Origin of the sequence: Spirillospora sp. NPDC127506, from assembly GCF_040302145.1 — a bacterium.
GTDB lineage: Bacteria > Actinomycetota > Actinomycetes > Streptosporangiales > Streptosporangiaceae > Spirillospora.
Genome location: NZ_JBEORG010000018.1, coordinates 121688 through 146897, shown reverse-complemented (window position 1 = coordinate 146897; position 25210 = coordinate 121688). Strand labels below are relative to the sequence as shown.

At 67.7% G+C, this 25210-nt stretch carries 22 protein-coding genes; 14 read left to right on the top strand and 8 right to left on the bottom strand.

The genetic code is table 11. The annotated features are described in order from the left end of the window. Window positions 1–97: 97 nt before the first annotated feature. On the top strand, window positions 98–1684 hold the full coding sequence (locus tag ABTW95_RS19105) for a GmrSD restriction endonuclease domain-containing protein (protein ID WP_500226952.1): 1587 nt from the start codon (window positions 98–100) through the stop codon (window positions 1682–1684). A gap of 358 nt (window positions 1685–2042) precedes the next feature. Here ABTW95_RS19105 and ABTW95_RS19100 read toward each other — a convergent pair whose 3' ends face one another. The 4 genes from ABTW95_RS19100 to ABTW95_RS19085 all read right to left on the bottom strand — a co-directional run bounded on the left by ABTW95_RS19100 (window position 2043) and on the right by ABTW95_RS19085 (window position 8775). Further along, window positions 2043–2258 (bottom strand): 3'-5' exonuclease, encoded by a 216-nt coding sequence (locus tag ABTW95_RS19100; protein WP_500226951.1) that lies wholly within the window; start codon window positions 2256–2258, stop codon window positions 2043–2045. A gap of 435 nt (window positions 2259–2693) precedes the next feature. Further along, window positions 2694–3797 carry an AAA family ATPase gene (locus tag ABTW95_RS19095; protein ID WP_500226950.1) on the bottom strand — a complete coding sequence of 368 codons (1104 nt, stop codon included), beginning with the start codon at window positions 3795–3797 and terminating at the stop codon, window positions 2694–2696. Then, window positions 3794–5650 (bottom strand): DrmB family protein, encoded by a 1857-nt coding sequence (gene drmB, locus ABTW95_RS19090; protein ID WP_500226949.1) that lies wholly within the window; start codon window positions 5648–5650, stop codon window positions 3794–3796. Before drmB ends, ABTW95_RS19095 begins: the two co-directional genes overlap by 4 nt. Beyond that, the gene (locus ABTW95_RS19085; RefSeq protein ID WP_500226948.1) at window positions 5647–8775 is read right to left on the bottom strand and encodes a helicase-related protein; all 3129 of its coding nucleotides are present in this window, start codon (window positions 8773–8775) and stop codon (window positions 5647–5649) included. The genes drmB and ABTW95_RS19085 overlap by 4 nt, the downstream gene beginning before the upstream one ends. Window positions 8776–8892: 117 nt before the next feature. Here ABTW95_RS19085 and ABTW95_RS19080 point away from each other — a divergent pair, with 117 nt between their 5' ends. From ABTW95_RS19080 to ABTW95_RS19070, 3 genes are all read left to right on the top strand, one after another. Further along, window positions 8893–10359, top strand: coding sequence for a sigma-70 family RNA polymerase sigma factor (locus tag ABTW95_RS19080; protein ID WP_500226947.1), 1467 nt, complete (start codon window positions 8893–8895; stop codon window positions 10357–10359). Between the two features lie 655 nt (window positions 10360–11014). Next, entirely contained in the window at window positions 11015–11782 is a 768-nt protein-coding gene (locus ABTW95_RS19075) for an HNH endonuclease (protein WP_500226946.1), read from the top strand. A 191-nt stretch (window positions 11783–11973) separates the two neighbouring features. Beyond that, on the top strand, window positions 11974–13188 hold the full coding sequence (locus ABTW95_RS19070) for a phosphorothioated DNA-binding restriction endonuclease family protein (RefSeq protein ID WP_500226945.1): 1215 nt from the start codon (window positions 11974–11976) through the stop codon (window positions 13186–13188). Window positions 13189–13633: 445 nt separating this feature from the next. On the opposite strand, the gene ABTW95_RS19065 is transcribed toward ABTW95_RS19070, so the two are convergent. Further along, window positions 13634–14545: a pyridoxamine 5'-phosphate oxidase family protein gene (locus tag ABTW95_RS19065; RefSeq protein ID WP_500226944.1), complete on the bottom strand. Its 912-nt coding sequence runs from the start codon at window positions 14543–14545 to the stop codon at window positions 13634–13636. Between the two features lie 18 nt (window positions 14546–14563). Beyond that, entirely contained in the window at window positions 14564–15025 is a 462-nt protein-coding gene (locus tag ABTW95_RS19060) for a VOC family protein (RefSeq protein ID WP_500226943.1), read from the bottom strand. A 122-nt stretch (window positions 15026–15147) separates the two neighbouring features. Between ABTW95_RS19060 and ABTW95_RS19055 the strand changes: the two genes are divergently transcribed. The 9 genes from ABTW95_RS19055 to ABTW95_RS19015 all read left to right on the top strand — a co-directional run bounded on the left by ABTW95_RS19055 (window position 15148) and on the right by ABTW95_RS19015 (window position 22398). Beyond that, window positions 15148–15720: a CGNR zinc finger domain-containing protein gene (locus ABTW95_RS19055; RefSeq protein WP_500226942.1), complete on the top strand. Its 573-nt coding sequence runs from the start codon at window positions 15148–15150 to the stop codon at window positions 15718–15720. Between the two features lie 173 nt (window positions 15721–15893). Beyond that, entirely contained in the window at window positions 15894–16163 is a 270-nt protein-coding gene (locus ABTW95_RS19050; RefSeq protein WP_500226941.1) for a hypothetical protein, read from the top strand. A gap of 121 nt (window positions 16164–16284) precedes the next feature. Beyond that, complete coding sequence (locus tag ABTW95_RS19045; protein WP_500226940.1) at window positions 16285–16653, top strand: nuclear transport factor 2 family protein; 369 nt, start codon at window positions 16285–16287, stop codon at window positions 16651–16653. Between the two features lie 231 nt (window positions 16654–16884). Further along, the gene (locus ABTW95_RS19040; RefSeq protein WP_500226939.1) at window positions 16885–17781 is read left to right on the top strand and encodes an N-acetylmuramoyl-L-alanine amidase; all 897 of its coding nucleotides are present in this window, start codon (window positions 16885–16887) and stop codon (window positions 17779–17781) included. Between the two features lie 122 nt (window positions 17782–17903). Beyond that, window positions 17904–18575 carry an esterase/lipase family protein gene (locus ABTW95_RS19035; protein WP_500226938.1) on the top strand — a complete coding sequence of 224 codons (672 nt, stop codon included), beginning with the start codon at window positions 17904–17906 and terminating at the stop codon, window positions 18573–18575. Between the two features lie 101 nt (window positions 18576–18676). Then, window positions 18677–19507 carry an N-acetylmuramoyl-L-alanine amidase gene (locus ABTW95_RS19030; RefSeq protein WP_500226937.1) on the top strand — a complete coding sequence of 277 codons (831 nt, stop codon included), beginning with the start codon at window positions 18677–18679 and terminating at the stop codon, window positions 19505–19507. A gap of 65 nt (window positions 19508–19572) precedes the next feature. Next, a complete protein-coding gene (locus tag ABTW95_RS19025) occupies window positions 19573–19737 on the top strand; it encodes a hypothetical protein (RefSeq protein ID WP_500226936.1) in 165 nt (54 codons plus the stop codon). Between the two features lie 48 nt (window positions 19738–19785). Continuing rightward, window positions 19786–20466 (top strand): hypothetical protein, encoded by a 681-nt coding sequence (locus ABTW95_RS19020; protein WP_500226935.1) that lies wholly within the window; start codon window positions 19786–19788, stop codon window positions 20464–20466. 273 nt (window positions 20467–20739) lie between these two features. After that, the gene (locus ABTW95_RS19015) at window positions 20740–22398 is read left to right on the top strand and encodes a catalase (protein ID WP_500226934.1); all 1659 of its coding nucleotides are present in this window, start codon (window positions 20740–20742) and stop codon (window positions 22396–22398) included. On the opposite strand, the gene ABTW95_RS19010 is transcribed toward ABTW95_RS19015, so the two are convergent. After that, window positions 22395–22856 carry a PucR-like N-terminal domain-containing protein gene (locus ABTW95_RS19010; protein WP_396446401.1) on the bottom strand — a complete coding sequence of 154 codons (462 nt, stop codon included), beginning with the start codon at window positions 22854–22856 and terminating at the stop codon, window positions 22395–22397. The two genes, ABTW95_RS19015 and ABTW95_RS19010, sit on opposite strands and share 4 nt — an antisense overlap. A gap of 169 nt (window positions 22857–23025) precedes the next feature. Further along, a complete protein-coding gene (locus ABTW95_RS19005; protein ID WP_500226933.1) occupies window positions 23026–24111 on the bottom strand; it encodes a pyridoxal-phosphate dependent enzyme in 1086 nt (361 codons plus the stop codon). A gap of 88 nt (window positions 24112–24199) precedes the next feature. Here ABTW95_RS19005 and ABTW95_RS19000 point away from each other — a divergent pair, with 88 nt between their 5' ends. Further along, window positions 24200–25132: a LysR family transcriptional regulator gene (locus ABTW95_RS19000; RefSeq protein ID WP_500226932.1), complete on the top strand. Its 933-nt coding sequence runs from the start codon at window positions 24200–24202 to the stop codon at window positions 25130–25132. Window positions 25133–25210 lie beyond the last annotated feature (78 nt).

Genomic DNA, 25210 nt, shown 5'->3' with positions numbered 1-25210 from the left:
TGCTGGACCTTAGACAAGCCCATCATCGCAGGCCACGGGGCATCCCTTTTGTCGTTTCCGCAACCTGAACAGCAATCACCCGGTGGATCGAGGCTTAGTGGTCGATGGCCAGCAGCGTTTGACGACTTTGCAGCTCCTGCTCCGAGGGGTGCTCGATGCCCTGGAGGAGGTCGAAGTCTCAAATAAAACCAAGGCGCAGGTCCGCCGGCTCGTCATGAACGACGTCGAGGTCGTCAGAGAAGACGAGATCTTGAAGCTCGCTCCTCGCCGGGCAGAGGAAGACCAGTTCAGGCTGGCGATGGGCGCGAAGCCCCCATCTGCGGATGAGTCGAAGTTCGCCGATGCCCGCGGCTTCTTCAGGCAGAACGCCATGGACTTCTTGGCGGACGACAGCGTTCCCGAGGACCCGTACACCCCCGATGGGGGACCGGACGCGAGGGCATCGCTGCTCGTCGCCGCGCTTCTGGGGCTGATGAAGATCGTCGTCATCGACCTTGAAGACGTGGACGACGCACAGGTGATCTTTGAGGCGCTCAACGCCCGGAACACGCCCCTCTCGGCGACCGACCTGGTCAAGAACCTCCTGTTCATGCGCGCCGAGAAGCAGGACCACGACTCCGAGGGCTTGTACGAGTCGCTGTGGAAACGCTTTGACGATGACAGCGCCTGGTGGCTCGAATCGGTCGGTACAGGACATGCCCAGCGTGCCCGCCAGGACTGGCTGCTCGGTGACTGGCTGATCGCGCAGCGCGGTAGGTCGATCAATGTGGGTCGCCTGTACGGAGAATTCCGCCGGTGGCTCGACGACAGCAAGGCCGATCCGCGTGACGCGCTGTCCACCCTGAACCAGTACGCCGACGCGTACGAGGCGTTCAACAACCGGCGCCGAGGTGCGAGCCCTCGAGAGTCGGAGGCGTTCAAGCTGATCGAACGGCTGAACATCACTGCGGTGATGCCGCTGATGTTGTGGCTCCTGGTCCAGCCGGCGGATCACCTACCGCCGGCTGAACGCGAGCGTGCGGTGCTCGCGATCGAGTCTTTCGTCATCCGCAGGATGGCGGCGAAGTACCAGACCCGTGCCTACGGGCAGATCTTCGTCGACGTGCTCAAGGAAGCCAAGGCGGCGAGCGAACACCCAGGACAGGCGGTCATCGAGGCACTCCGCAAGCGGAGCGGCTACGGGTGGCCGAGATTCGAAGACCTCACCCAGGCCTTCATGGAAAACCGCTATTACGGATCTGGAGGCTTGGGACAGGACCGCCTACGGATCCTGCTCGGTGCCATCGACCGGTCGCTGCAAAGCGAATCCCCGAAGAGCGAGAACATCACCGTCGACTACACCTCGCTGGAGATAGAGCACATCCTGCCTCAGGAGTGGCATAAGTCGTGGTCGGTCAAGATCGATGACCCAGCCGCCCGGATGCGCGCCGAGGAGCGCCGGCAGCAGTCGGTGAACCGGATCGGCAATCTCACCCTTGTCACCAAGCACCTGAATCCGGCGCTGAGCAACAGTGCCTGGCAAGTGAAGCGCGCCGAACTGGGCAAGCACAGCAAGCTACAGCTCAACGCGCGTCTCCAGGCGTACACGGACTGGGACGAGGACCGCATCGAAGAACGGGGACGTTGGCTGGCCGAGCAGATGGAGAAGGTCTGGCCGGGGCCGACGGCGAAGATCTGGGGCTAATGGCCGGAGCAAGCGCTCCAGCTCCGACCCACCTAGTGATCCCTCCGCGACGGCGTCCCATCTCCATCGGGATCGGTGCTCTAAGCAGACCACCACGAACATGCGGTGTCGGCGTCGATAACGGTCTGCACGTTGGCCGAATAGGGGTAGTCCCCGGCCATGCGGCGAGAGCGGACGCTCCCGCACCACAGCCCCATTGAATCTGCAGCCTGCTGCCGACCTCAGCGATGCCGCCGTAGTGGCGGGAAGGCATATGGGATGAACAAGCTGACCCGTCGCTGCAACACCGGCACAGTGGATGGTCGGGACGCACCCCGATGGAGGAAGCGTCGCTTGACGTTCAGCTCCGGTGAGGTGGTCATAGGGGGAGGAGGGGGCTTGGGGTGGTGCGCCAGGAGATGTAGAGGTCTTCGCGGGCGCGGGTGCAGGCGACAAACAGCAGGGAGCGTTCGCTGAGCATGTCGATCTCGTGCTGGATGCGGTCGACGTCGGCCGCGGTGATGGCGGCGTCGAACGGGTGGCCGCGTTCGTTGACACCGATGAGGGCGACGCAGCGGAATTCCAAGCCCTTCATTACGTGCATCGTGGCGACGCGTACGCCCGGTTCGGAGGCGTCCGGCCCGTCCGTGAGAGCGACGGCGGGAATGTCGTCGTCCAGGAGTCGCTGTCTCGCCCGAGTACCGAGGTCGTGGAAGCAGGTTGCCACCGCGATGTCCGACGGATCGACTCCTGCGTCCAGCCAGGACGAATCTTTTCGGCGAGGCGGTCCAGCTCGCCGGCCTGGCTCGACGCCGACGCCAGGCCGGATTCCGGCCGCGAAGCCTGGACCTGTAGCCGTCCAGGATGTCGAAGCCTTCGCCCAGGTCGTCGATCTTCTCGCCGGTCATGATGGCGGACGACCAAGTCAAGATCTCCTGGGTGCTGCGGTAGTTGATGCGGCTGTGAGGTCGTGAATCGCCTGCACCAGCGGTGCCAGTTCCTGTAGAGGTTTCCGGTAGCTTCTCTCCGCTTACCCCGGCATCATCCTCCGGACCAGGGCTCGGTGCGGTATGTCGCGGAACAACCATGGTTCTTGGTCACCCGAATAGCAGAAGTAGAGTTCGCTGCGCGCCCTCGTTGCGAGCACGTAGTACAGCATCTTCAACTCTGCTCTGGATGGATCCCCCGCATCCAGATGAGTATCCGGCACGATCACGGTGTCGAACTCCAAACCCTTGACGCTCGCTCGGTTCACCAGCCGGATACCGGGTCGGTTCGAATCGACCTTCCTGTACCGCTCATCTGCAGCTGCACTCACATAAATCTGAGGCCGCAACCCGGGGCGCGCTCGCTCGACCTCAGCCAGCAAGCCTTTTTGCTCCTGGCCCCGCTTGACGACAACCCCGATCTTGTATGTGGGGTTGTCGGCGGCATAGCCGGCAAGCCAGCGCGCGAATGGGCGACGTGCTTCCGGACGCCACAGCAGCACCGGAGTCGGCCCGTCGCGGAGCGGCAGCGGTGGAGGGTACAGGTCCGGGTAGAAGTGACGGGCAAGTTCTGCGACCGGGCGCGAGTTTCTCAGGTTAAGGCTGATCTCCAATCGATCGCAGTTGCCTAGGGCCTCCTCGATCTCGTCCAGCGTGCTCTGTGTTTGAGTGATTCGCTGATACTCGTCGGCGAAAGCAACGACTTCCATCCCGAGGACTCTGCATAGGGCGAAGAACTCCTTCGGAAGGTCCTGAGCTTCGTCGATAACGAGAACATGGCCTCGGCGTGCAGTGTCCCGCAGCGCAGCGGACATCAGCAGGGTCCAGTCGAAGGCACCGATCCTGGCACCGCCGAGCGGAGAGGCTGTGGTCTCCCGGTACCAGGCGTGCACCCAGGCGTGGAAGGTCTTGATCGGCAAAGACTCACCAAGCTGGGCGCCATCGGCCTCCAGATGCTGTCCGAGCAGCTTCGAATACGCGATCAGTGTTACCGGGCGGCCGGCGATATGCAGTGCGGCGGCATGGCGGACCGCGAGCAGGCTCTTGCCCGACCCGGGCGGTCCGCTGACGAGGTGATGGCCAGGTGCGGTGAGCCGGTCCAGGACGGCGCGCTGCTCGGCGGCGAGGTCGAGATAGCCGATGGTCACCACACACCGACCTGGTGCGCCGCCTCTTCCCGGGCGGACTGGACAACGGATTCGAAGAACCCTGGAACGCCTGACCCGCCGACCACCATCACCCGGTCGAGCAGGACGTTGCCGACCTCGCAGCTGGTCTCCGGGGTGAGAGCGCAGGCATGGCACGCGGCCCGGTTCAGGTTGCCGTACCCCTGGCCGCCGTGCTCCGAGCACAGCGGGTCGGCCGAGCACCAGGCGGCCTGTTCCAGAAGCCGCAGAAGTAGTTCGGGAAGCATGTCGGGTTCACCCTGGCGCGCCAGGCCTCCTAGCGTGCCTTCCGCGTCGCCGGAGGCGGTATAGATCAGCAGCCCGTACTGATGGCCGCCGGCGCCCTCGGCGGAACGCGCGTACACCCGCTCACGCAGCGATGCGGCGCTGTATCCCGACTCGAACGACAGCTGCCGGACGAGAAGATGTCCCAAAGTGTGCAGCAGGGGCAGCCGGGGCAGCATCCGGGGACCGGTGAAGCCTTCGAATCGGTCCCGCTGGAACGACTTCGCCAGATCCGCCTGCAATCCCGCGGTGCGCGCACGCACCTCGGGATGCGCCTCCCAGCGCTCGAGCAGTTCCTCGTCGAGCGTCAGGAAGATCCCTTCGCCGAACACCTCAACAGCGGGAAGCCAGCGCCGGCGCCCCGAGGGGTCAACCGGAATCATCCGGCTATCGGGGGAGACCCTGCTGAAGCCCTGGAGTGCACGAACCTCCCGGATCCGTTCCGCCACCACGACCCTCGAGATCTTCGCCTCCAGCTCACTCCACGGCGGCTCTTGTGACGAGCCCAAGCCGACCTCGCGAGTCTTGAAATGGGTGCTGTGAACAGGGTTGGTCGCGGTGAAGGCGGCCCATTCGCCCCAGCTCAAGTCCGCACCGTGCTCGGCCGGGGCGGTCTCGGAGCCGGTAGCCTGCCCGGTTTCCTCCTCCACGAGCCGTCTGACCAGTGACGGGTCGGCACCGACCGCCTCCGCGATGATCTTGGCGAGTTCTTCTGATCCTGCGGTGTCGGGCGACTGGCACAGCGCCGCGAAGAAACCGTGCTCCCGGACCTGCTGCGAGATCTCGTCATCGGCTGCGGGGGCCGCGGGAGGGGCTGGAATGTCCAGTGCCGAATGGACAACGGGGTAGTAGACGTTGCCTGCGGTCCGCTGGACGATCTGGATCTGCTCCTCGCACTCCGTCCGCTCATGGAACCGCTCCCAGGGGTTGCGCCCGCAGCAGCGCATCTTCTTCGTCCCGAGAATGTCGAGCAAGTCTCTCCGGGCTCCTTTGCATTCCTCATGCCGGCAACGCACCGTCAGGGCCTCAAGGCCGGTGGCGTTCTCCTGGGCTTCGAAACTCAGCGCCGTCGGTCCCGGGCATCTGTCGCGCTCCACCGGCGTAAGCCCGGAGTGCGCCCAGTACCACCAATCGACGTCCCCGAGGTGTCCGGCCTCGCAGATCTGAACGAACCGCATCGGGGTGAGTCTGTGCCGCGGGCTGCAGAAACTGCAGTAAGGCGGGTGTCCGAACTTCTCATCCTGGATCCGCCAGTGCGTCATCCGGCGGCACGAGCCGCAGAAGAGCCAGGCCGGGAAACGGATGAATGCCGGCCCGGACGCGTCGGGCACGTCGTGGTCGGCGACCGGAGCCTGCAACGGCGTCCACAGGCCCGTGACCCTCAACTTCCGTTCGAGCCGAGGCGCATGAATTTGTTCCAGTCTCCGCGGCGGCGGCCAGTCGCTGATTCCGGCCGCGACGAACGACTCGCCTTGGACGTCGAACACCGCACCCACTCCGAAGGGAACTACCGTCTGCGCCTGCCGGACACGCAGCTTGCGGACGCTCATTCTGCGGCTCCTTTTACGATCACCTGGCATTCGCGGTCGACGTTCCGCATGGAGTGCTGCGCCTCCCACATGCCGCCGGGACGGTCGTAATGCTTGAGCAGACTCGCCTGCGCCCTGCCGGCCGGCTTGTAGTAGAGGCGCTTGCCTGCCCGCCTCGCCTGTTCGGCGGCGTCGAGCCAAGCCCGGCGGAGCTCGTCCAGGTCGGCTTTCGCCTCGACCTCCGCGGACTGGTCGGCCGCAGCCGCCCAACGGGCCAACCGGGATGCGGCCTCGGTCAGAGCGTCAGCGTGGTGGAGGACCTCACCAGCCTGGTCGTCCGCGGACAGGCCGAAGCCGTGCCGGACGAGGATCACGAGTGCGGCGTGCAGTGCCCGTTGGCGGGACGGTATCGACCACGGAGTCACACTGGTCGGTTCGACATGCTGATAGAGCGCCTGGTGGAAGGTGGAGAACGTTTCGTAGTGCGACCGATCGCGAGACCTGGTCGCGTTGAGGAAGGTGACCACGAGCCCTGGGACACCATGACGTCCGACTCGGCTGCTCGCCTGGATGTATTCGGCGTTGGCCTTCGGCTGGCCGAGCATCAGCATCAGTGCTAGGCGCTTCACGTCCACGCCGACCGACAGCATATTGGTGCACACGACCATCGAAACGCTGTCGGGATGTTCGAAGCTCAGCTCAAGGCGATCGAGCAGTTTGGGCTGCTCAGATCTGTCGAGGTTGCTGGACAGTTCCTCAACCTGGCGTTCGGCCAGTTCCCGACGGCGTTCCGGGGAGCCGAGGCCGCGCAAGTGCGCCGGTATCTCGTCACCGGCCGCAGTTCGCGTCCGGCCGAGTTCCCGCATGCTGTGGTGATAGGCGACCAGCGTCCAGTAGTCGTCACGGTGCTCTTCGGGAAGCTCCATGGGAGCCTGCAGCATGGCGGCCGCGGTCACTGCCGTCGCGCGACCCGCTGTGTGGCCCTGCGCCATGACGCCGACGTACTTGCGCCCGGGGACAGTCAGATCAGGTTCGGCGAAATACGAGTAGCGGGCATCCAGACCCGCCGAAGGGAACAGCTGGACCTCGCGGCCGTAGAGCCCGCGGATCTGCTCGCTCGCCCGCCGGATCGTGGCGGTGGACGCGACGATCTTCGGCCCGCGGGCCCGATGCCAGGAACACAGTTCGAGCACGGCCGCCTCGTAGAGGCCCACTGTGGTGCCCAGAGGGCCGCTGAGCAGGTGCAGCTCGTCCTGGATCACCAGTGATGGAGGCAGGTACTCGCGAGCGCCTCCCCGGTGCTCACCTCCGAACAGCCGTCCGGCATCGGGTTCCCAGGCCAGCCGGGCGAACTTGTCCACGGTCCCTAGAACGAACGTCGGCGGGTCTGCATAAAGATGCTCGTCGACCACCGCCACGGGCAACCGCTCATGGAAGTGGCATTCGTCCCTGGGGCACAGGAAACGGAAGGACGTCTCGGTCGTCCGCACTCCGTAGTCGCTTATGTCAGGGGACTTCGCGGTGGGCATCACTTGCGTGCCGCACCAAGGGCAGCGGTCCAGGATGAAGACGTCTTTCGGCCTGGCGGCCTCGCGCTGTTCCCGGAACAGCTCGTGCGCCTTGGCGTACCTGTTGGGGGTGGTGCCGCCCCCGACCCACAGCCCGATACTGAACGGGCCGCCCGGGATCGCCGGCTCCTCCCTCGAGCGGAGGTACTCCAGAGCGCAGATGGTTGTCGCGGCGCGCTGGAACTGCTGCGTCGTCAGCAGGCTCAGCGTGTAGCGGCTGAGCACGGCGGTGCCTCCACCATCGTCTCCGTGTCGCAGCCTGCGCAAGACCATCTCGAAGGCTGCCAAGAAGAGGTACGCCTCCGTCTTGCCGCCACCCGTCGGGAACCAGATCAGGTCCACTACCTTGCGGTCTGGGTGGGACTCGTCGATAAGCCCACAGACCGACAGCAAGAAGAACCCGAGCTGAAACGGGTGCCATGCTGCGTCCGGCGAAGGCCCTGGATTCACCAGGACGGGCTCGGAACGGGGACGGCGCCGGCCTGCCAAGTCCTGCTGCGAATGCCGCATCTGCAGCGCCATCGCCCGGTTGGCCAGCCGAAAGGCGCGGAGAGCTTGGCCGGAGGAGTCGCTGAAGAGCGCCTCCGCCCCGAGTTCCATCCTGCGGACAGCCGTGTCCAGCCGGTCAAGGATGCGTTCAGCCGCCTTCCGCGCCCACGGAGGAACATCGATCTTGCGTTGCGCCCGGCACCAGTCCCGGTAGCCGCCGATGAAGTCCATGATCTCGGACCGGAGCTGAGACTTCGCCACCTGCGGATCGGACAGGTGAGCGAGCTTCAGAACCTTCAGCCCGGACGGCCCAGCGGGCTTGATCGCAGGTACCTCGGCCTCAGGCATCATCTGGGTCCGGAGCCCGACCGTACGGCCGCCCTCAACGATCTCGTCCACCGCACAGCTGTGGCCTATGCCGCGGGTCACTACGTGCCGGTACTGCAGGCGCAGTTCCTGCTCCTCCAGGTCACGGCTGGTCAGCCGGATGCTCGGGTACTGCAGCAGTGCGCCGCCCACCGGTCTGACCTCCAGCGAAACCTGGAAGAGCATGTCATCCCACTGGGACCCGTGATCTTTCGCGGCCCTCTTCGCGTTGACCAGGGCGACCGTCACCAGCCGCTTGCCCGCGAACGAACGCCACCGGAGACGCAACTGCGCACGGCCGCCCCAGATGTCCCTCTCGGCTGTACCGGCCTTGAGGACTTCTTCGAAGGACTCGAGCGGGATGCGCTGCCATTTCCTGACCTTGCCCCGCCGGGTCTCGTAGCGAGCGGCCTTGCAGACCAGCATCAGCTCTTCAGCGTCGGTGTAGAGAGAGAGGCCGACCGAGGCAGGCAACCAGGCGTTGGCGTCCGGGACCGGATCATCCGCGAAGCGCGTCTCCTCGGACGCCTCCTCCGGAGCGATGGCCGGCTCGATCTCCTCGGCACCCCGAGCCAGGCTCTGCTCCCGGTCGGTGTCCTGCGGGTAGAGCGTCCCCATCAGATAGCGCCGGTTGGGCGGTTCCTCAATCAGCTCATCGCCCCCTCCGACCGGCCCGATCAGCTCCCGACGGAGATACCGCAGCAACTCTTCACGCGCCAACATCCGCCCCCCTCCGACGCCGTCCAGACAACCGGACGCTGACCTTACCCACATACACAGACGCCCGGCTCGTTAACTCGGTTGTCACGAATGTCAGTGGGTTATGGCAACGTCGTAGCCATGACCGTCGACTCGCTGTCCGCAGAACAGGATGAGCCCGGCCGCTACCGGCAGGTGGCACGTGTTCTACGCCAGCTCAAGAGCAGCGCCGTGAACGGCGTCGTGCCGGCTGCGGCCTTCGAGGATGCCACCCGGCCTCTGGGTTTGACGCAAGAGGCCCGCGAGCGTGCCATCGAGGCACTAGCCGAGATGGGGCTTCGAGTCCTCACCCCCAGCCCCGCGATGACGGCGGCAACTCACCGGTCAGAGCACGCGCTGGCCTTGACGCTCCAGTACATTCCCGCAGGTCGAGTGACACGCGAGCAGCTGACACGTTTCGGAAGACTGGCCGGCCTGAACGCTAGGGAGATCGCATCGCTTCCCGAGCACGCGAGGTACTCGGGAATCACCGTTCTCGAGGAGGAGGAGCCGACCCTAGCGCGACCAGAACCGGCCACAACACCCCAAAACGAACCCGACCCGGTTCCCGACCTCCCCGACTCGGCATACGGCCTCTCCAGCGCCGTCGCAGCGGCGCAACGCCTCATCAAAGACGACAGGTTCCGGGCCGATCCCGGCAGGCGTCTGCTCACCGCTGCCGAGGAGGTCGGTCTGTGCATCCTCCTGCGCGGCGGTGTCGACCAGATGGGCGTGGAGCCGACCGACGAGGACCTGTTGGCGCTGCCCGTTGGCGACATCCGCCGGGTTGCCCGCGACACCTTCGTTCTCCACAACACGCGGCTCGTCTACAGCATCGTCGCGGGATACCTTGGCCAAGGTCTGGAAGAGGAAGATCTCTTCCAGCACGGTGTGCTGGGTCTCCTCCGGGCCGTCCGAAAGTTCGATGTCGCACAGGGCACCAAGTTCTCCACCTATGCCACCTGGTGGATCAAGCAGTCGATCACCCGGGCGATCGCCGACGAGGGCGCAGCCATCCGCATCCCCGTTCATATGCACGAAAGAATGCGGAAGGTGGCGAGGGCGGAGTCAGCACTGCGTCGCGACGGCAAACCCGCCACCGCCGTGGATGTGGCGCTCGCCACCGGCCTGGACGTGCGGACGGTCGACGAAGTGCGCGCGTTGAGCAAGGTCACCGACTCCTTGGACCGAATCATCGGAGACGGGGTCCACTTGGGCGACCTCCTGTTCCTCTCCGACCCCACACCGGGCCCCGAAGAATTCCTGAAAGAAGTAATATCCAAAGAGGCTGTGGAAGAATGGTTGAAAATTCTTTCTGAGAAAGAAGCCGACATCCTCCGTCGACGCCTAGGGCTCAACGGCAGCGAACCCGAAACCCTCGAGCAGATCGGCCGCGACTACGGCGTGAGCCGTGAACGTATCCGACAACTGGAGATGAGGGCCCTGGATCAAATCCGCACAAAACTCCCGAAGGAACTCCGCAAACGACTACCCGCACATATTCGCAAGCGCTTGAGCAAGAAAGGAAACAAAAGTAGCCGAATCCGCGACGATGATCCTCGCGCGTGAACACGGAGTATACTACGGGCATGGACTGATGAGGCTTTCCTGACCGAGCCGAAAGCTGGTGCGGACAGGGCGGCGCCCATCGGGCAATGCGCTTACAACCTCGGCCCCGACAAAGCATAAATTTGGGAATCGCCTTGGCCACGAACGACACCGACGATGCTACTTCGAGTCCAGCGGTGCGCCTGTGCGCGATTTGCGGCACGACGCTGGATGGATGGCGTCCACGCACCCAGAAGTACTGCTCCGAGCCCTGCCGTGCTGCCGCCGTCAAGAAGAGGCGGGCCGAACGTCCGAAGGCCGCGCCGAAGGTACGCCGCCCAAAGCCGACGCTCACGGCGGGGACTCCGCCCGTCCCTGATCCGGCCAGGACGCGCAAGGTGCATGGCGATTCTTATTGGAGCCCCATCCTCGCCGCCGCCGAACGTGCCACCGGAGGGGAGCCATGTAGGATCTGCGCCGAGCCCATCCCCGCGGGGGCACCATGGTCTTACCGAGACCGTCACGTGTGCTCCAACCGATGCAATGGGACTCTTAAGCGCCGCACGGCAAGCAAAATTCGGCGCGGCGAAATCGATCTCGGCTCCATCCCGGACCTAGGAAACCGTGCTTCTGCGGATGCAGAGCACTACGCCCGCTTCCAGCGGGACCGGCCCCAATGATCTTTCACACCAGAGACGCTGATGCCGACTTCCCCTACGAGTTCTACGGGTTGAGCCCCGTTCCGGGCGATGTCGTCGAGCGACACGGCTCGATCACGACCTACGCCACCGCCTCGGCCCTCGGCGCAAGCTGGCTCGTGAGTCTGGTGCGCGCCAATTCAGAAGGCGACGCGGAGCCGATTCTCGCCGTCCACGAGCAGACTGGTGCTCTCCTCGCCTACACGGACGGGGCTCTGTGGTGGACGAGCGTGCCGGGCCAAGAGCAATCCCTTGCCCAACAACAGTCTTTTAGGGATGACTATGGGCAACAGTGGTTCTGGCAGAGAGAGATTATCCGTGACGTAGACGGAAGCGGTAAGATCTACGACTGGACGGCTTGGGTTTGCGTTACCGAACCCACTCCGAAACTCTGGACACCCGCCTACACCGCCCGCTCCGAGAAGCAACAGCGCTCCACCAGGGCTCGTAACAGCTACCAGGCCCGCATGCGCGCTCATGGGATTCTCAATGCCGACGCCGACCAGGTCGATCCGCTCGATGTTCATGAGCGCGACCAGTGGGTCTGCCAGTTGTGCCATGCGGCGATCGATCCAGCCAGGGAATGGCCTGATCCGTGGTCAGCGACCCTCGACCACATCAAGCCGGTCTCGCTGGCCGGCGAACACGTGCTAACGAACCTTCAAGCTGCTCACTGGATCTGCAACGTCCGCAAGGGAGACGCCTGGGGACCAGGGGAGGGCCGTCCTTCCATCCCTGGGACGTGAACCACCGCTAGATCAGCAGCGGGACTCCTCCGGTGGTTCGCGGCACCGGGGGGCAATGGCTTGGGGTGGATACGCTCAAGCCGGCTCCATGGGGTTTGAGCGTTCGGGTGGCCTCCAATGGGGTGGAGCTCGTGAGCCGTCGGACGAGTGGAACCGCGACGCCGTTCTCAAAACGGGCATATCATGCCGATATGGATCTATCGGTGATCACGCGTGAGGCCGTCCTCGATGCGATCGCCGAGTTCGATCGGCTTGGACGTGCCCGCTTTCTGGAGCAGTACGGTTTCGATGAGGCCCGCCGGTACTTCCTGTACCAGGATGGCGTGTACTACGACTCCAAAGCCATCGTCGGTGTTGCTTATGGCTATGTGGCAGGCCGTCCACTGACCCCCGGTGAGTTCTCCGGCGGTCGGCAAACCGTCGGCAGGCTGCTCACAAGCTTGGGGTTCGAGGTGGTCGTCGATGAGCCTGCCTCGCCCCGGCGGCGCCTGCTGGAGCTTGTCGGCGGTCTACGCGCCGCCGGCACGCCTGATGGGCCCGCTCGGCATCAGCCCATAACCCTGCTCTGGGCGCTGGGGAGGGCAGTACATCACCGTCCTCGCCTGGTGTCCTGGCGAGACGCGCACCTGGAACTGCGCCAACTCTTGGGCGAGTACGGCCAGCCCAGCTCTAGACCAACGCCTGAATTTCCCATTCTTGCACTGGCCCGTACGGATCTGTGGGACTTGCAGGGACACACGGGAGCGATTCCACCGGCCCACGGAGAACCAATCACTTGGCTCGAAGACCAGAATCCTTACTTTGGCTTCACTGCCTGGGCATACGAACTTGTCGCCTTTGATGAAGCAGCGCGTACTGACGTCATCGCGACTCTCGCCGACCGATTTTTCGATGGCAATATTCCGGAAGCCCTTCTGAAGGAGGTCGGTCTGGGCCTCAAGGAGCGCCCTGCTGCGCCGCTGACCCAGGACTCAAGTCCTCTGGAGGAGTACATACGCCTTTGTCAGATGGTGGAGGTGGCCGAAGCTCGCGGCGACCACGACCGCACCTCCAGCACCGGTGGTGAGCGGCCCGTACGCTCCTCGGCGGCCGTCGAAGCGGTGCTGATCCGCAGTGCTGGTCATTGCGAGAACCCCTGGTGCACGGGTCAACCCAACGACGTGAGCAAAAGCGGTGGCCCCCTTCTCGAAGTCGACCACGTCAACGACCGAGCGAAATGGGGCCGCGACCACCCGATTCAGATGATCGCTCTCTGTCCCAACTGCCATGCCATCAAGACGCGGGGGCGGACTGGCGAGCAGCTGCGGGAACGTCTCCTGTCGGAGGCCCGGGCAAAGCACAGTATCTGGACCTCCGGTGTGACTTCTCGCCTTCCTGTTGCGATGCCTGCCGACGACGCTCGCTGAGGCGTCATCACATTAGGGACGTTCGGCCTCGCAACTCGGCTACGGTCACCTGCCGACCTCAACGTTCGGCAGTCGCTCGCGTTCGCATTCGTGTGAGTTCTTCCGCGACTGGCCCGAGACCTGCGGCAGCCGTCGGCTGCTGTGCAGCTCGGCCCGAATGGTCTACGACCTGCTCAGGCCAAAGACCCGGCGTTCAGAGCAGTCAGGGCTTTGTCTGCCGTCTTCCCCGAGCCGGAGGCGCTGACGTTCTTACCGTTCACCGCCCCGGCAACCCTGACGGCGACCGTTAGCGTTCTTACGCCTTCGGGTGTGGTCTACCTCTGGCCGTGGAGGGCGGGGTCTGGCCGCGCCCCGTGACCATGACAAAGCTGCGGCCGCGGCGGTGATTTGTGATACGGCCTGGCGTCCCGGGCATCGGCGGTGCCGGGCGCTCTGGGCTGAGGGGTCACGGCGTTCGGACGGGTGGGTTGAAGCGGGATGGGACGGCCGGGGTCCAGCGGAGGGGGACGGCGGTCGGGATTTCTATCGCGGCGGTGAGGGTGAAGTCGACCAGCTGCTGGGCGCCGGGGACGGCGGCGGTGTGCGCAGGGTCCCAGGTTGTTTGGGTGGTCCCTGTCAGGTGTAGGAGCGTGCCGGTGCGCCAGTCGGGGAACAGGAGGCCCGCATGGGGGTTCACCTCCAGGTTGCCCAGGGTGTTGAACATGGCGTTGCCGGTGTAGTCGGGCCAGCGCAAGGTGGTCGGCGACCGCACTTGCACGAAACCTGGGTTGCCGCCTCGGTGGGAGGCGTCGGCGTTGCCTTCGCGGTCGGACGTGGCGATGAAGAAGGTGTCGGCTTCGTTTATGAGGCGCTGCTGGTCGCCGGTGAGGGTCCGGGATCTTTGAGGGCGGCCCGGGGTGGTCTCCGGTTCCCAGGTGTGTTCGCGCTTCTGGATGTACTTCGGGCAGTTCGAGTACACCTGGTCCAGCTTGACGTGGAGGCCGCTGTCGGTCGGGACGGCTCGTCCGTTCATGCGCATTCGGCGGTGGCGGGACGGTCCGATGGCGAGCATGCCGACCAGGGCCGGTGTCGTCAGCCGGTCGTGCAGCGGGTCGTTCCGATCCGGATGGGCTTCGACGGTCACGGTGCGGGTGTCCTCGGCGTGCAGGAAGCCGGGGCGGCCGGCCAGCAGCGTGGCCCACATCTGGCCGGCGGCGTCGGCGGCTCCCAGGATCACCATCGGCTGCTGCAGCAGGAACTTCTGCGCGATCTCCGGCATGTCCGCGCGGATGCCGCGGGCGGCGGATTCGCCCTGGTCGCGTAGACCGGCGCGCCGCTGGGCGGCTCGTTCGCCTTCGTGGTAGACGTCGGCCGCCACAGCGGCCTCCTTCCGTGGTTAGAAGAAACCGCAGGTCGGAGCTGCACCGCTGGGTGCGGGGGCGGTGTCGGCGCCGGTCGGTGCGTAGATCTCCAGGCGGGTGCCGTCGGGGTCGGTGAAGAAGATGCCGCCGGACGAGCCGCCCTCGCGGTGCGGGACGACGCCGTCGTGGACGAGTTCGGCGCCCAGCTCGCGCAGCACCTGTTCGGCGGACTTCACCTCGTCGATCGTCTCGACCTGGAACGCCAGGTGGTGCAGGCCCGCCGAGCGGGTTCCGAAGGGGGAGTCGCTCTGCTGCCACAGGGTCAGCAGCAGTTGCCCGTCCCGCCCGAGGAAGGCCCAGCGGCGGTCGGCCTCCTTGCCTTCGGCCTGGACGTCGAGGCCGAAGACGCGCTGGTAGAAGGGCAGTGACCGGTCCAGGTCGGTCACGTTCAACCCGACGTGGCCCGTCCGCAGTGCCTTGATGGCGACCGTCCCCATGTCACACCTCGCTTCTCCCGGGCTCCCTCGCCCGAGTCTGGCCTAACTAGTGATTGGACGATAGATGGTTAGGAGATCGCCAGTCAACCGGCTAAGTGGCGATAGACGGGTAGAATCGCGGCGTGCAGGAGGAGGATGAGGTGCGGCAGCGGGCCGCCGTGGATCCCCGGCCGCTGGTCGGGGAGCCGCTCTGCCTTGATCTGCTCAACACGCGGTGGAGGGGCGATCGCGCTCCCAACGACCTGCTCGACTCCGTCGAGGGCCTGGCCGTGTGGCTGCGTTCGGCGGGGCTGGACGATCGCGCCGTGGCCGATCAGGCGACGCTCGATGCCACGGTGTCGACGCGCGAGATCTTGTTGGCGCTTGTGAGCCAGGGGCCGTCCCCTGAGACGGTGGACGAGTTCAATCGGGTGCTCGAACGCGGTGCGCTGCACCTGCGGCTCGGTCCCGGTGGTTCGGAGGAGCATCCGCGGACGGATGACCCCGCGTGGCTGCCGTCCTGGCTGGCCGCCGCCGACTTCCTCCGGCTCATGACCGAGGCCCCGGGGCGCATCAAAGTGTGTGCGCATCCTGGCTGCGTGCTGCATTTCTACGACACGACCAAGAGCGGCACTCGCCGCTGGTGCTCCATGGCCGTCTGCGGCAACCGCGCCAAGGCCGCCCGGCACTACGAGCGCGCGAAGTCCGCGCGTTAGCGGGAGTTCTCAGCGGCGGAGCCACTTCTCCACGGCCTGGTAGTCGGGGGAAGGTCGAGGCGGGGCGCGATGCACTCGTTCGCGTCCTCCATCCAGATCGCAGGCCAGCTCAGCGAGTGGCGGAGTTCAGCGTTCTGCCACCGTCTGATTACTCTGCGCCATAAACTGACCCCATGACCAATCGGCCGGAACCCGATCAGCTTTTCGACATCGACGCGCACAGTGCCACGTGGCCCATGGGCTCGGAGAAGATCGAGCTGTTCTCAGGGCACCCCCTGTTCTACGGCGTATTCGACCGGGTCGATGCCGAGGCCGCCGAGCGCGCGTTTCCCGGACGGCAGGCCACTATCGAGCGCTGGTACGGCGATCGCGGCAATCTCATCCTGCACGCCTCCACCTGCACCCCGGAGAACTGCCCGGAGTGGCCCAGAGAGGACGCGTGACCGCGATGCCGCCGGGGATTCGGGTGCGCCGAGCGATGTCGAGAATGCAGTGCCCGCCCCGACCTCTCCAAGAGAGGGGAGCCTCGCATCGCTCCCCGGTGGGCACATTGGAGGTACCGCCTTGTCGCGGAACATCGACACCGTCAACACCTACTTGGACGGGTTCCGGAAGAACGACCACGCGCAGATCCTGTCCTGCCTGACCGACGACATCGAGTGGACGGTCTTCGGCGCCTTCCACTTGAAGGGCAAGGACGCCTATGACCGGGCGATCGACGGTCCGCCCGAACTCCTCAACCCGCCCGAGCTGCACGTCGTCCGCATGGTCGAACAGGGGGACGTCGTCATGGCCGAGATGACCGGAGCGGTGAAGCGCGCCGCCGGCGGCGAGATGCGCATGTCCATGGCGGAGGTGTTCCTCATGCGGGACGGCAAGATCGCCGAGCGGCGGGCGTGGGTCATCGAGTTGAAGGAGAACGACCACCGCTGAACGCCCCAGAGCCGGCCGGGGCCTCCCGGCCGGCCGGCCGTGCCTTCGGTGATCGCATCGTCGCGTTCCGCGTCCGATGCCTTCGACCAGCTTGTTGGTTGATGAGGAAAAGGCGGGGTAAAGGCCGATCTTGGTGTGGCTTAGACCGCTATTCACCGGTTCGAGGCGAACGCCAGTGGCTTACCGCCTACGCTTTCCGGTCACGTTGCAACCCCGTTGGGAGGACCGGCCGTGGACATCATCAGCCGGGAGGAGTGGGGCGCCCGCGCCCCGCGGTCCCGCTCGACGGTCAGCTGGGGGGCCCGCACGGAGTTCATCGTCCATTACTCCGAAGGCCCCACCACTCAGTCGGTGCGGTCGATTCAGAACTTCCACATGGACACCCGCGGCTGGTCCGACATCGGCTACAACTTCCTGGTCGACGTCCAGGGCCGCATCTACGAGGGCCGCGGATGGCTGACGGTCGGCGCGCACGCGCCCGGCCACAACGCGTCCGGGATCGGCGTCTGCATGATCGGGCGGGACGGCGACGCCACGTCGGCGGCCACCCGGTCGATCCGGGCGCTGTACGACGAGGCGGGCCGGCGGGCGGGCCGGAACCTGGCGAAGCTCGGGCACCGGGACGTGTACGCCACGTCCTGCCCCGGCGACCAGCTGTACGCGTGGGTGCGGGCCGGGATGCCCGCCGAGATCGAGGAGGACGACATGCCGGATTACGTGTCCGTCGGGATGACGGAGGCGCAGGACCTCCCGCCCGGCGAGTGGGTCACGGTCAACTGGGGCAAGGAGTACTCCGACTCGGCGCACCACCACTGGAACCAGGGCGGGCCCTCGCTGATCATCGGTTCCGCCCGCTACGCGCTCACCGCGAACGTCCGCATCGAGGGGCTGCCGCCGGGCACGGAGTTGCAGGCGCGCGTCATCGAGCGCGCCGAATCCGGCGGCGACGTCGACAACGGGCCGATCGCCGAATACCTCGCCAGCAACGGCGCGACGTTCCTCCACTACAACGTCGCCGCGGACACGGTGCGCAACGGCTACCGGGTGCGGTTCCAGGTCATCCAGTACGGCACCGCCACGGGACGGATCACGGACGGCAGCGCCAAGGGCCTCGTCTGGTCGACCTGACCCCGGCGGCCGCCGGCCCGCCGTCCGCCGCCGCGGCGCAAGGCTGGTGATTTCGCCGATGCGCGCAAGGATCCGAGGGTTCACAGTTCAGGGCGTTGGTTCACCCCACCCCTGGAGGCTTCATGAAACGGATCCTCGGATCGCTGGTGGCGCTGTGCGCGGCGCTGGCGGCGTTCGGGCTCGGCCTGGCCCCGGCGAACGCCGCCGGACCGCGTCCCGTCGTCTTCGTGCACGGCTACACGGGCAGCGCGTCCAACTGGGTCACGGCCATGTCGGTGTTCCGCGCAGCCGGGTACAGCAGTGACCAGCTGTTCGCGTACGAGTACAACTCCTACGGCGACAACAGGCAGAACGCCGCCGGGCTCGCCTCGTTCGTGAACCAGGTGAAGTCGCGGACGGGTGCGTCCCAGGTGGACATCGTCAACCACTCCATGGGCGGCCTGGTCAGCCAGTACTACCTGAAGGTCCTGAACGGCAACCCCAACGTGGCGCACCTGGCGTCCATCGCGGGCGCCAACCACGGGACGACGTACGCGGCCGCGTGCACCATCTTCGAGACGTGCCGGCAGATGCTTCCCGGCTCGTCCTTCATCCTGCAGATCAGCGCGGGCGACGAGACGCCGGGGAACACCAAGTACGCGACCTGGTACTCGCCGTGCGACGGCATCATCATCCCCTACACCAGCACGCGCCTTGACGGCGCGAACAACCACCTCGTGGCCTGCCAGACCCACCTCGGCTACCTCACGGACGTGGTGACCCTGGGCGCCATCGCCCAGTTCACCAAGAGCTGACCCCTCTGGCACTCCGGGCGGGACCTCCCCAGGTGTCCCGCCCGGAGGCATGGTTACGCTGAGTGCATACTGGCCGGCGGTCTTCGGGGGGAGGCGGGCTCGTGCGGGGGTTCGTGTGGGGTCGGGCGGCCGGAGCCGCACTGTGTCTCGGCCTGCTGGCGGCGTGCAGCGGGTCGTCCGGCGGGGGCGGGACGGAGACTCCATCGCCCGGCGGGACGGAGACCCCGGGCGGGACGGCGGCGTCCGCCCCGGGCGGGACGGCCGCCGGGGGCGCGTCCCCGGTGAAGGGCAAGGTGATCGTGCTCGATCCCGGCCACAACGGCGGCAACGCGTCCCATCCGGAGGAGATCAACAAGCAGGTCTTCGTCGGGAACGGCCACAAGCCGTGCAACACCACCGGCACCAGCACGCCCGATGGTTTCAGCGAGCACGCCTTCACCTGGGACCTGGCGAACCGGCTCGCGAAGGTGCTGCGGAACGAGGGCGCCGAGGTGACGCTGACGCGCGGGGACGACACCGGTGTCGGGCCGTGCGTCACCGAGCGGGCGGCGATCGCGAATCGGGCGGGGGCGGACGCGACCCTGTCGATCCACGCGGACGGCGCCGCCGCGTCCGGGCACGGCTTCCACGTGATCGTGCCGCTGCCCGTCGGGAAGAACAAGGGCATCGTGGACGACTCGCTGCGCCTCGGTCTCGCGATCCGCGACGCCTACCGCGCGGGGACGGGCATGCCGTTCGCCACCTACATCGGCAAGGACGGCCTCGACCGGCGCGACGACCTCGGCGGGCTGAACCTCTCCACGGTGCCCGCCGCGTTCATCGAGTGCGGCAACATGTCCAACCCCGGGGACGCGGCCAAGATGTCCAGCGCCTCGTTCCGGCAGCGCATGGCCGACTCGCTGGCGCAGGGGTTCCAGAACTACTTCCAGTGACGGGACACGATGGGGCGGGGCGCTGTTTGCCGTCCGCTGAGGTTAAGGGCGGAACGTCCGGCTACATGAGCGATCGACCGAGTACGCCGGACGAACGGACGATGACCATGGCCCGAAAACGGGGACACAGTGCGCCGCTCAACTGGGAACTGCTGCTGGGGCTGCTGGCGGCCGGGTTCATCCTCTACGTGTGGGTGTGGGCGGCCACGCAGGGCGGACCGCCCTGGTAAGGTCCGACCGGGTCGGGGGACGCACAGCATGACGAGGGCAGGCCGCCGATGGGATCCTCCGGCATTCCGGCCACGACGCTTCTCTACCTGTTCGCCGAGCTCTGGGCTCCCGCGAGCGACGGCCGCGACACCGATGCCGAACCCGTGCTCGGGGCGGTGGTCAAGGGCCTGGACACCGCGGCCAACCTGCTGAACGCGGGCATCTGGAACCTGTGGCGGCAGGGCTGGATCACCGTGGAGCAGCTGAGGCCCGCCGAGCCCATCCGCACCCTCGTGCTCGGCGGCGCGTCATTCGTCAGGGCCGCCCCGCGCAAGGTGGAGAACAAGCCGGCCCCGCGCGGCCTGGAGGGCTTCCTGTGGCGGGCCATCTCCGACCACGCGGACGGCGAAGGCCGGCTGGAGGCGCTGGTGCGGCGGGGGTCCGGGGACGACCGGCACGGGCTGCGCTCGGCGCTGATCGGCACCGCCCTGAGCCGGCGCCGCCCGAGCTCGGCGGTGTTCGCGCTCTGCCGGGGCGACGCCGCCGACCGGGGGCTGATCGAGGTCAGGGGCCGGTGGCGCAAGCGGCTCGCGGTGCCCGACCTCGACGCCGTCCGGGCGCTGCGGCCCGAGTACGAGGAGGTGTCGGCGGCGCGGCGCGCCCACCTCGCCGAGCACGCCGAGTTCGACCACGCCGTCCTCGGCGACTGCTTCGCCGCGCTGATCGCCGCCCGCAGCTCTACCTCCTAGCGGGCCATGAGGGCGCGCAGGGACGCGGCGATCTCCTCGGGGGCCTCCTCCGCCATGAAGTGGCCGCAGGTCGCCGGCGCGGGCAGCGGCCTCCTCACCCTCGGCCCCGTCTCCGGTCACCTCGACGAGCTGGCAGCCGCTCTCCGCGCGTGACGCGTCCGTCCCGGCCGTCCCGGTATGCGGCGCCACCGGCGAGGTTCTCCCGTTCCGGGCCGTTTACTTGCCCCTTTTCGGGTAGGGCCGCACCGGAAGCCGCGGAGAGGAGCAGGCGTCGTGACGGACGTTGCGAGCAAGGGACCGCAGCCGGGGGACGATCGTCCAGTCCTGACCAACCGGCAGGGGCACCCGGTCTACGACAACCAGAACCAGCGGACGGTGGGGTCGCGCGGCCCCGCCACGCTGGAGAACTACCAGTTCCTGGAGAAGATCAGCCACTTCGACCGGGAGCGGATACCGGAACGGGTCGTGCACGCGCGCGGCACCACCTCGTACGGGTTCTTCGAGTCGTACGGGAAATGGGGCGACGAGCCCATCGGGACCTACACCCGCGCGAAGCTGTTCCAGGGCGGGGGGAAGCGCACCCCCATCGCGCTGCGCTTCTCCACCGTGATCGGCGGGCGGGACTCCTCGGAGACCGCGCGGGACCCGCGCGGATTCGCCATCAAGTTCTACACCGAGGACGGCAACTGGGACCTCGTCGGGAACAACCTGGCGGTGTTCTTCATCCGGGACGCCATCAAGTTCCCCGACGTCATCCACGCCCTCAAGCCGGACCCGGTGACGTTCCGGCAGGAGCCCGCACGGATCTTCGACTTCATGTCGCAGACGCCCGAGTCGATGCACATGCTCGTCAACGTGTTCAGCCCGCGCGGGATCCCGGCCGACTACCGGCACCAGCAGGGGTTCGGCGTGAACACCTACAAGTGGGTCAACGAGGCGGGCGAGACGAAGCTCGTCAAGTACCACTGGATGCCGAAGCAGGGCGTGCGGAGCATGACCGCGGAGGACGCGGCCGCCGTGCAGGCGAACGACCTGGGGCACGCCACGAAGGACCTCCGCGACGCCATCGAGCGCGGCGACTTCCCCGAATGGGAGCTGCTCGTCCAGATGATGGACGACCACGAGCATCCGGAGCTCGACTTCGACCCGCTCGACGACACCAAGGTGTGGCCGGAGAACGAGTTCCCCGCCAAGCCGGTCGGCCGGATCGTCCTCGACCGGACCGTCGACGACAACTTCGCCGAGAACGAGCAGATCTCGTTCGGCACCGGCGTCCTGGTCGACGGGCTCGACTTCTCCGACGACAAGATGCTCGTCGGGCGGACGTTCTCCTACAGCGACACCCAGCGCTACCGGGTCGGGCCGAACTACCTGCAGCTGCCCGTCAACCGCGCCAAGGGCGCCAACGTGCGGACGAACCAGCGCGACGGGCAGATGGCCTACCAGGTGGACGCCGCCGGCGAGAACCCGCACGTCAACTACGAGCCGTCCATCATGGGCGGGCTGCGCGAAGGCGAGTACCCGTCGCACGACGAGCAGGGCCCGGAGATCCGGGGCCGGCTGACGCGCAAGCGCATCGCGCGGACGAACGACTACAAGCAGGCCGGCCAGCGCTACTGCCTCATGGAGGACTGGGAGCGCGACGACCTCGTGCACAATTTCGTGGAGCTCATCTCCCAGTGCACCCGTCCCGTCCAGGAGCGGATGGTGTGGCATTTCCTGCTCGTCGAGGACGACCTCGGGCTGCGCGTCGGCGAGGGCCTCGGCATCTCGCCGGGCGACGTCGAGCACCTGGACCCGCTGCCCGGCCAGGACCTCACCGACGAGGACCGGCAGCGGCTGGCGAACCTCGGCAAGAACGGCCCGCGGGACGTCACCGGCCTGCGGATGACGCACTGCGTCCCGAACGAGAGGGCCGTCCAGAAGAGCTAGTCGCCGCTCAGCAGCGGGTGGAGGCGGCGCGCCACGGCCGGGCGCGCCGCCCGCCGGTGGGCGGCGACGGCCGCGCCGACGATCGCGCTCTCGGCGGTGAAGGCGGTCTCCATGACCGTGATGAACTCCGCCGTCGGCGGGTAGAGGCGGGCCGCGGCGCCGGCCGTCCGCCGGACGAGGACGCGGGCGCCGGTGCGCAGCGCCGACTCCAGGTGCCGGACGTCGTGCCCCGCGCACGCCTCGCTGGCGCCGAGCGCGCGGAACACCGGCAGCACGGCGCGCGGCTCGCGCGCCCCCGAGTAGACCGCGATGGCCTCCTGGACGAGGTTCGAGATCTCGCCGGGGCGCAGATGCGTGTAGGCGGGGACGCGGGCGGCGATCTCGCCGACCATCTCGGCGGAGATCTCGTCGACGCGGTCGGCGAGGAACCGCTGCAGATCGGGCTTCGTCCCTGTCACCGTGCGACCCCCTCGCGACTCGTTCCCAGCTCAGGCTGGGATTGTGGGCCGAGAGCAAAGCAATCCCGCGAGGACGCGGTAGGGGTATGTTACCGGCGCGTAGGCCGGATTCGCTCCTTGATCTCCGAAATGTCCTAGGTGAGGCGGCGGTCCATCGCGGGACGGCGGGTCAGCCGAGGGAGGGGTTGGCCGCCCGGCCCTCGGTGTTCAGCAGGACGATCGCCTTCGCGGCGAGGCCGGGGCGGTGGGCCAGGGCGGCGCGGACTCCGGCCAGCGAGGCGGCGCCGCAGGGGCCCGCGGACACGCCGAGGGCGGCGAGGTCCTCCGCGGCGCGGGCCGTGTCGGCGTCGGACACGGCGACGGCCGCGTCCAGGCCGCGGCGCAGGACGGGCCAGGCCAGGGTGGACGGGGTGGCGCAGTTGAGGCCCGCCATGGCGGTCGAGCCCGTCTCGACGGTCACGGGCTCGTCCCGGTGGAGGCTCGCCAGGACGCAGGGCGCGGCGTCCGGTTCCACGGAGAGGACGGCCGGTCTGGCGGAGCCCGACCTGTAGTGGGTCACGGCCGCCTGGGCGAGCGAACCCACGCCGACCGGAACGGCCACCAGGCCCGCCGGGGCGGCGCCGGCCGCGGCCAGCTGCTCGTCGATCTCGGTGAAGAGGGTGGAGTAGCCCTCGACGATCCACTGGGGGACGCGCTCGTAGCCGGGCCATGCGGTGTCCTGGACGAGGAGGGCGCAGGGGTCGGCGGCCGCGGCGTCCGCCGCGAGGCGCACCGCTTCGTCGTACGGGCCCGGGACCTCGGTCAGGCCGGCGCCCTCCGCCTTGATCGCGGCCATGGCGGCGGGGTGCACCCCGTACGGGACGTAGATGTCGGCCGGCAGGTCCAGGAGGCGGGCCATCGCGGCGACGGCGCGGCCGTGGTTGCCGTCCGTGGCGGTGACCAGCCGGACGGGACCCGCCTCGCGGAGCCGCCGCAGGGGGACGTCCGGCAGGCCGTGCCGCTCGCGGAGCGCCCGGTAGATCCCCCAGGAGGCGCCGAGGATCTTGAAGGCGGGCAGTCCGAGGCGGGACGACTCGTCCTTCACGAAGACGCGCCCGGCGCCCAGTTCGGCGGCCAGCGGCGGCAGTTCGGCGAGCGGCGTCGGGGCGTATCCGGGGAGCGCGCGGTGGAAGGCGGGGACGTCGCGGGGCGCGGGCGGGCACGTCCATGCGCGGGCGGCGGCGCGGGCGAACCAGCGGGCGGGGGCGTTGGCCATGGCCGATACGCTTCCGCAGCCGCCTATGGTCGGTCCAGCGAATGTTTTCGAGCGATAATCATCAGTTCAGCCGACGAATGGGACGACCATGCTGGATCTGCACCGGCTCCGCCTGCTGCGCGAGCTGAAGCACCGCGGGACGCTCGCCGCCGTCGCCGAGGCCCTCTCCTACAGCCCGTCGTCGATCTCGCAGCAGCTGTCCGTCCTGGAGCGGGAGGCCGGGGTGCCGCTGCTGGAGCCGGTGGGGCGCCGGGTCCGGCTGACGCCGCAGGCGGAGATCCTCGTCGCGCACACCGAGGCGGTGCTGGAGCGCCTCGAACGCGCGGAGGCCGATCTCGCGGCGTCGCTGGAGGGCATCACCGGGGTGCTGCGGGTCGCCGCGTTCCAGACCGCCGCGCTCGCGCTCGTCCCGGACGCGCTGACCCGGCTGCGCGCCGCGCACCCGCGGCTGCGGATCGAGATCACCCAGCGGGAGCCGGAGAGCGCGCTGCCCGCGCTGCTCGCGCGGGACTTCGACCTCGTGATCACCGAGGAGTACCCGGGGGAGCCGGGGCCGCGCCCCGCCGGGATCGAGTACGCCGAGCTCGGCGAGGACGAGATACGGCTGGCGCTGCCGGGCGACGCGCCGCCGGGCGCCGGCCTGCGCGGTTCGGCGGGAGTCCCGTGGGTCATGGAGCCGGAGGGGACGGCGTCCCGGCAGTGGGCGGTGAGGCTGTGCCGCGCGGCCGGGTTCGAGCCGGACGTGCGGTTCGAGTCCACCGACCTGCTGCTCCACCTGCGGCTGGTGGAGCGCGGCCACGCCGCCGCGCTGCTGCCCGGCCTGGTGTGGGCGGGGCGCCCGCCGACGGTCCCGGTCGTCCGGCTGCCGGAGGAGGACCGGATCCGCCGGCTGTTCACCGCCTCCCGGCGGGGCGGCGGGGAGCATCCGGCCGTGCGCGCGTTCCGGGCGGCGCTCGCGGACGGGATCCGCGGTCCGGAACCCGCCGGACCGGGGTCGAATAAGCCGCCGTATCAGGGATGACTCGGGCGCGGTTAGGGGTTTTCCCCTATGGCGGTTAATTCGCCCGGCGGGCAGAGTCATATCCGGCAGCAGGGGAAC

What these genes read in the sequence shown, in the direction of transcription:
- drmB (WP_500226949.1), bottom strand. Translation starts at nt 5,650, where the DNA reads ATGAGCGTCCGCAAGCTGCGTGTCCGGCAGGCGCAGACGGTAGTTCCC.
- ABTW95_RS19085 (WP_500226948.1), bottom strand. Translation starts at nt 8,775, where the DNA reads ATGTTGGCGCGTGAAGAGTTGCTGCGGTATCTCCGTCGGGAGCTGATC.
- ABTW95_RS19070 (WP_500226945.1), top strand. Translation starts at nt 11,974, where the DNA reads ATGGATCTATCGGTGATCACGCGTGAGGCCGTCCTCGATGCGATCGCC.
- ABTW95_RS19020 (WP_500226935.1), top strand. Translation starts at nt 19,786, where the DNA reads ATGGGATCCTCCGGCATTCCGGCCACGACGCTTCTCTACCTGTTCGCC.
- ABTW95_RS19025 (WP_500226936.1), top strand. Translation starts at nt 19,573, where the DNA reads ATGAGCGATCGACCGAGTACGCCGGACGAACGGACGATGACCATGGCC.
- ABTW95_RS19050 (WP_500226941.1), top strand. Translation starts at nt 15,894, where the DNA reads ATGACCAATCGGCCGGAACCCGATCAGCTTTTCGACATCGACGCGCAC.
- ABTW95_RS19000 (WP_500226932.1), top strand. Translation starts at nt 24,200, where the DNA reads ATGCTGGATCTGCACCGGCTCCGCCTGCTGCGCGAGCTGAAGCACCGC.
- ABTW95_RS19080 (WP_500226947.1), top strand. Translation starts at nt 8,893, where the DNA reads ATGACCGTCGACTCGCTGTCCGCAGAACAGGATGAGCCCGGCCGCTAC.
- ABTW95_RS19035 (WP_500226938.1), top strand. Translation starts at nt 17,904, where the DNA reads ATGAAACGGATCCTCGGATCGCTGGTGGCGCTGTGCGCGGCGCTGGCG.
- ABTW95_RS19075 (WP_500226946.1), top strand. Translation starts at nt 11,015, where the DNA reads ATGATCTTTCACACCAGAGACGCTGATGCCGACTTCCCCTACGAGTTC.
- ABTW95_RS19100 (WP_500226951.1), bottom strand. Translation starts at nt 2,258, where the DNA reads ATGAAGGGCTTGGAATTCCGCTGCGTCGCCCTCATCGGTGTCAACGAA.
- ABTW95_RS19060 (WP_500226943.1), bottom strand. Translation starts at nt 15,025, where the DNA reads ATGGGGACGGTCGCCATCAAGGCACTGCGGACGGGCCACGTCGGGTTG.
- ABTW95_RS19005 (WP_500226933.1), bottom strand. Translation starts at nt 24,111, where the DNA reads ATGGCCAACGCCCCCGCCCGCTGGTTCGCCCGCGCCGCCGCCCGCGCA.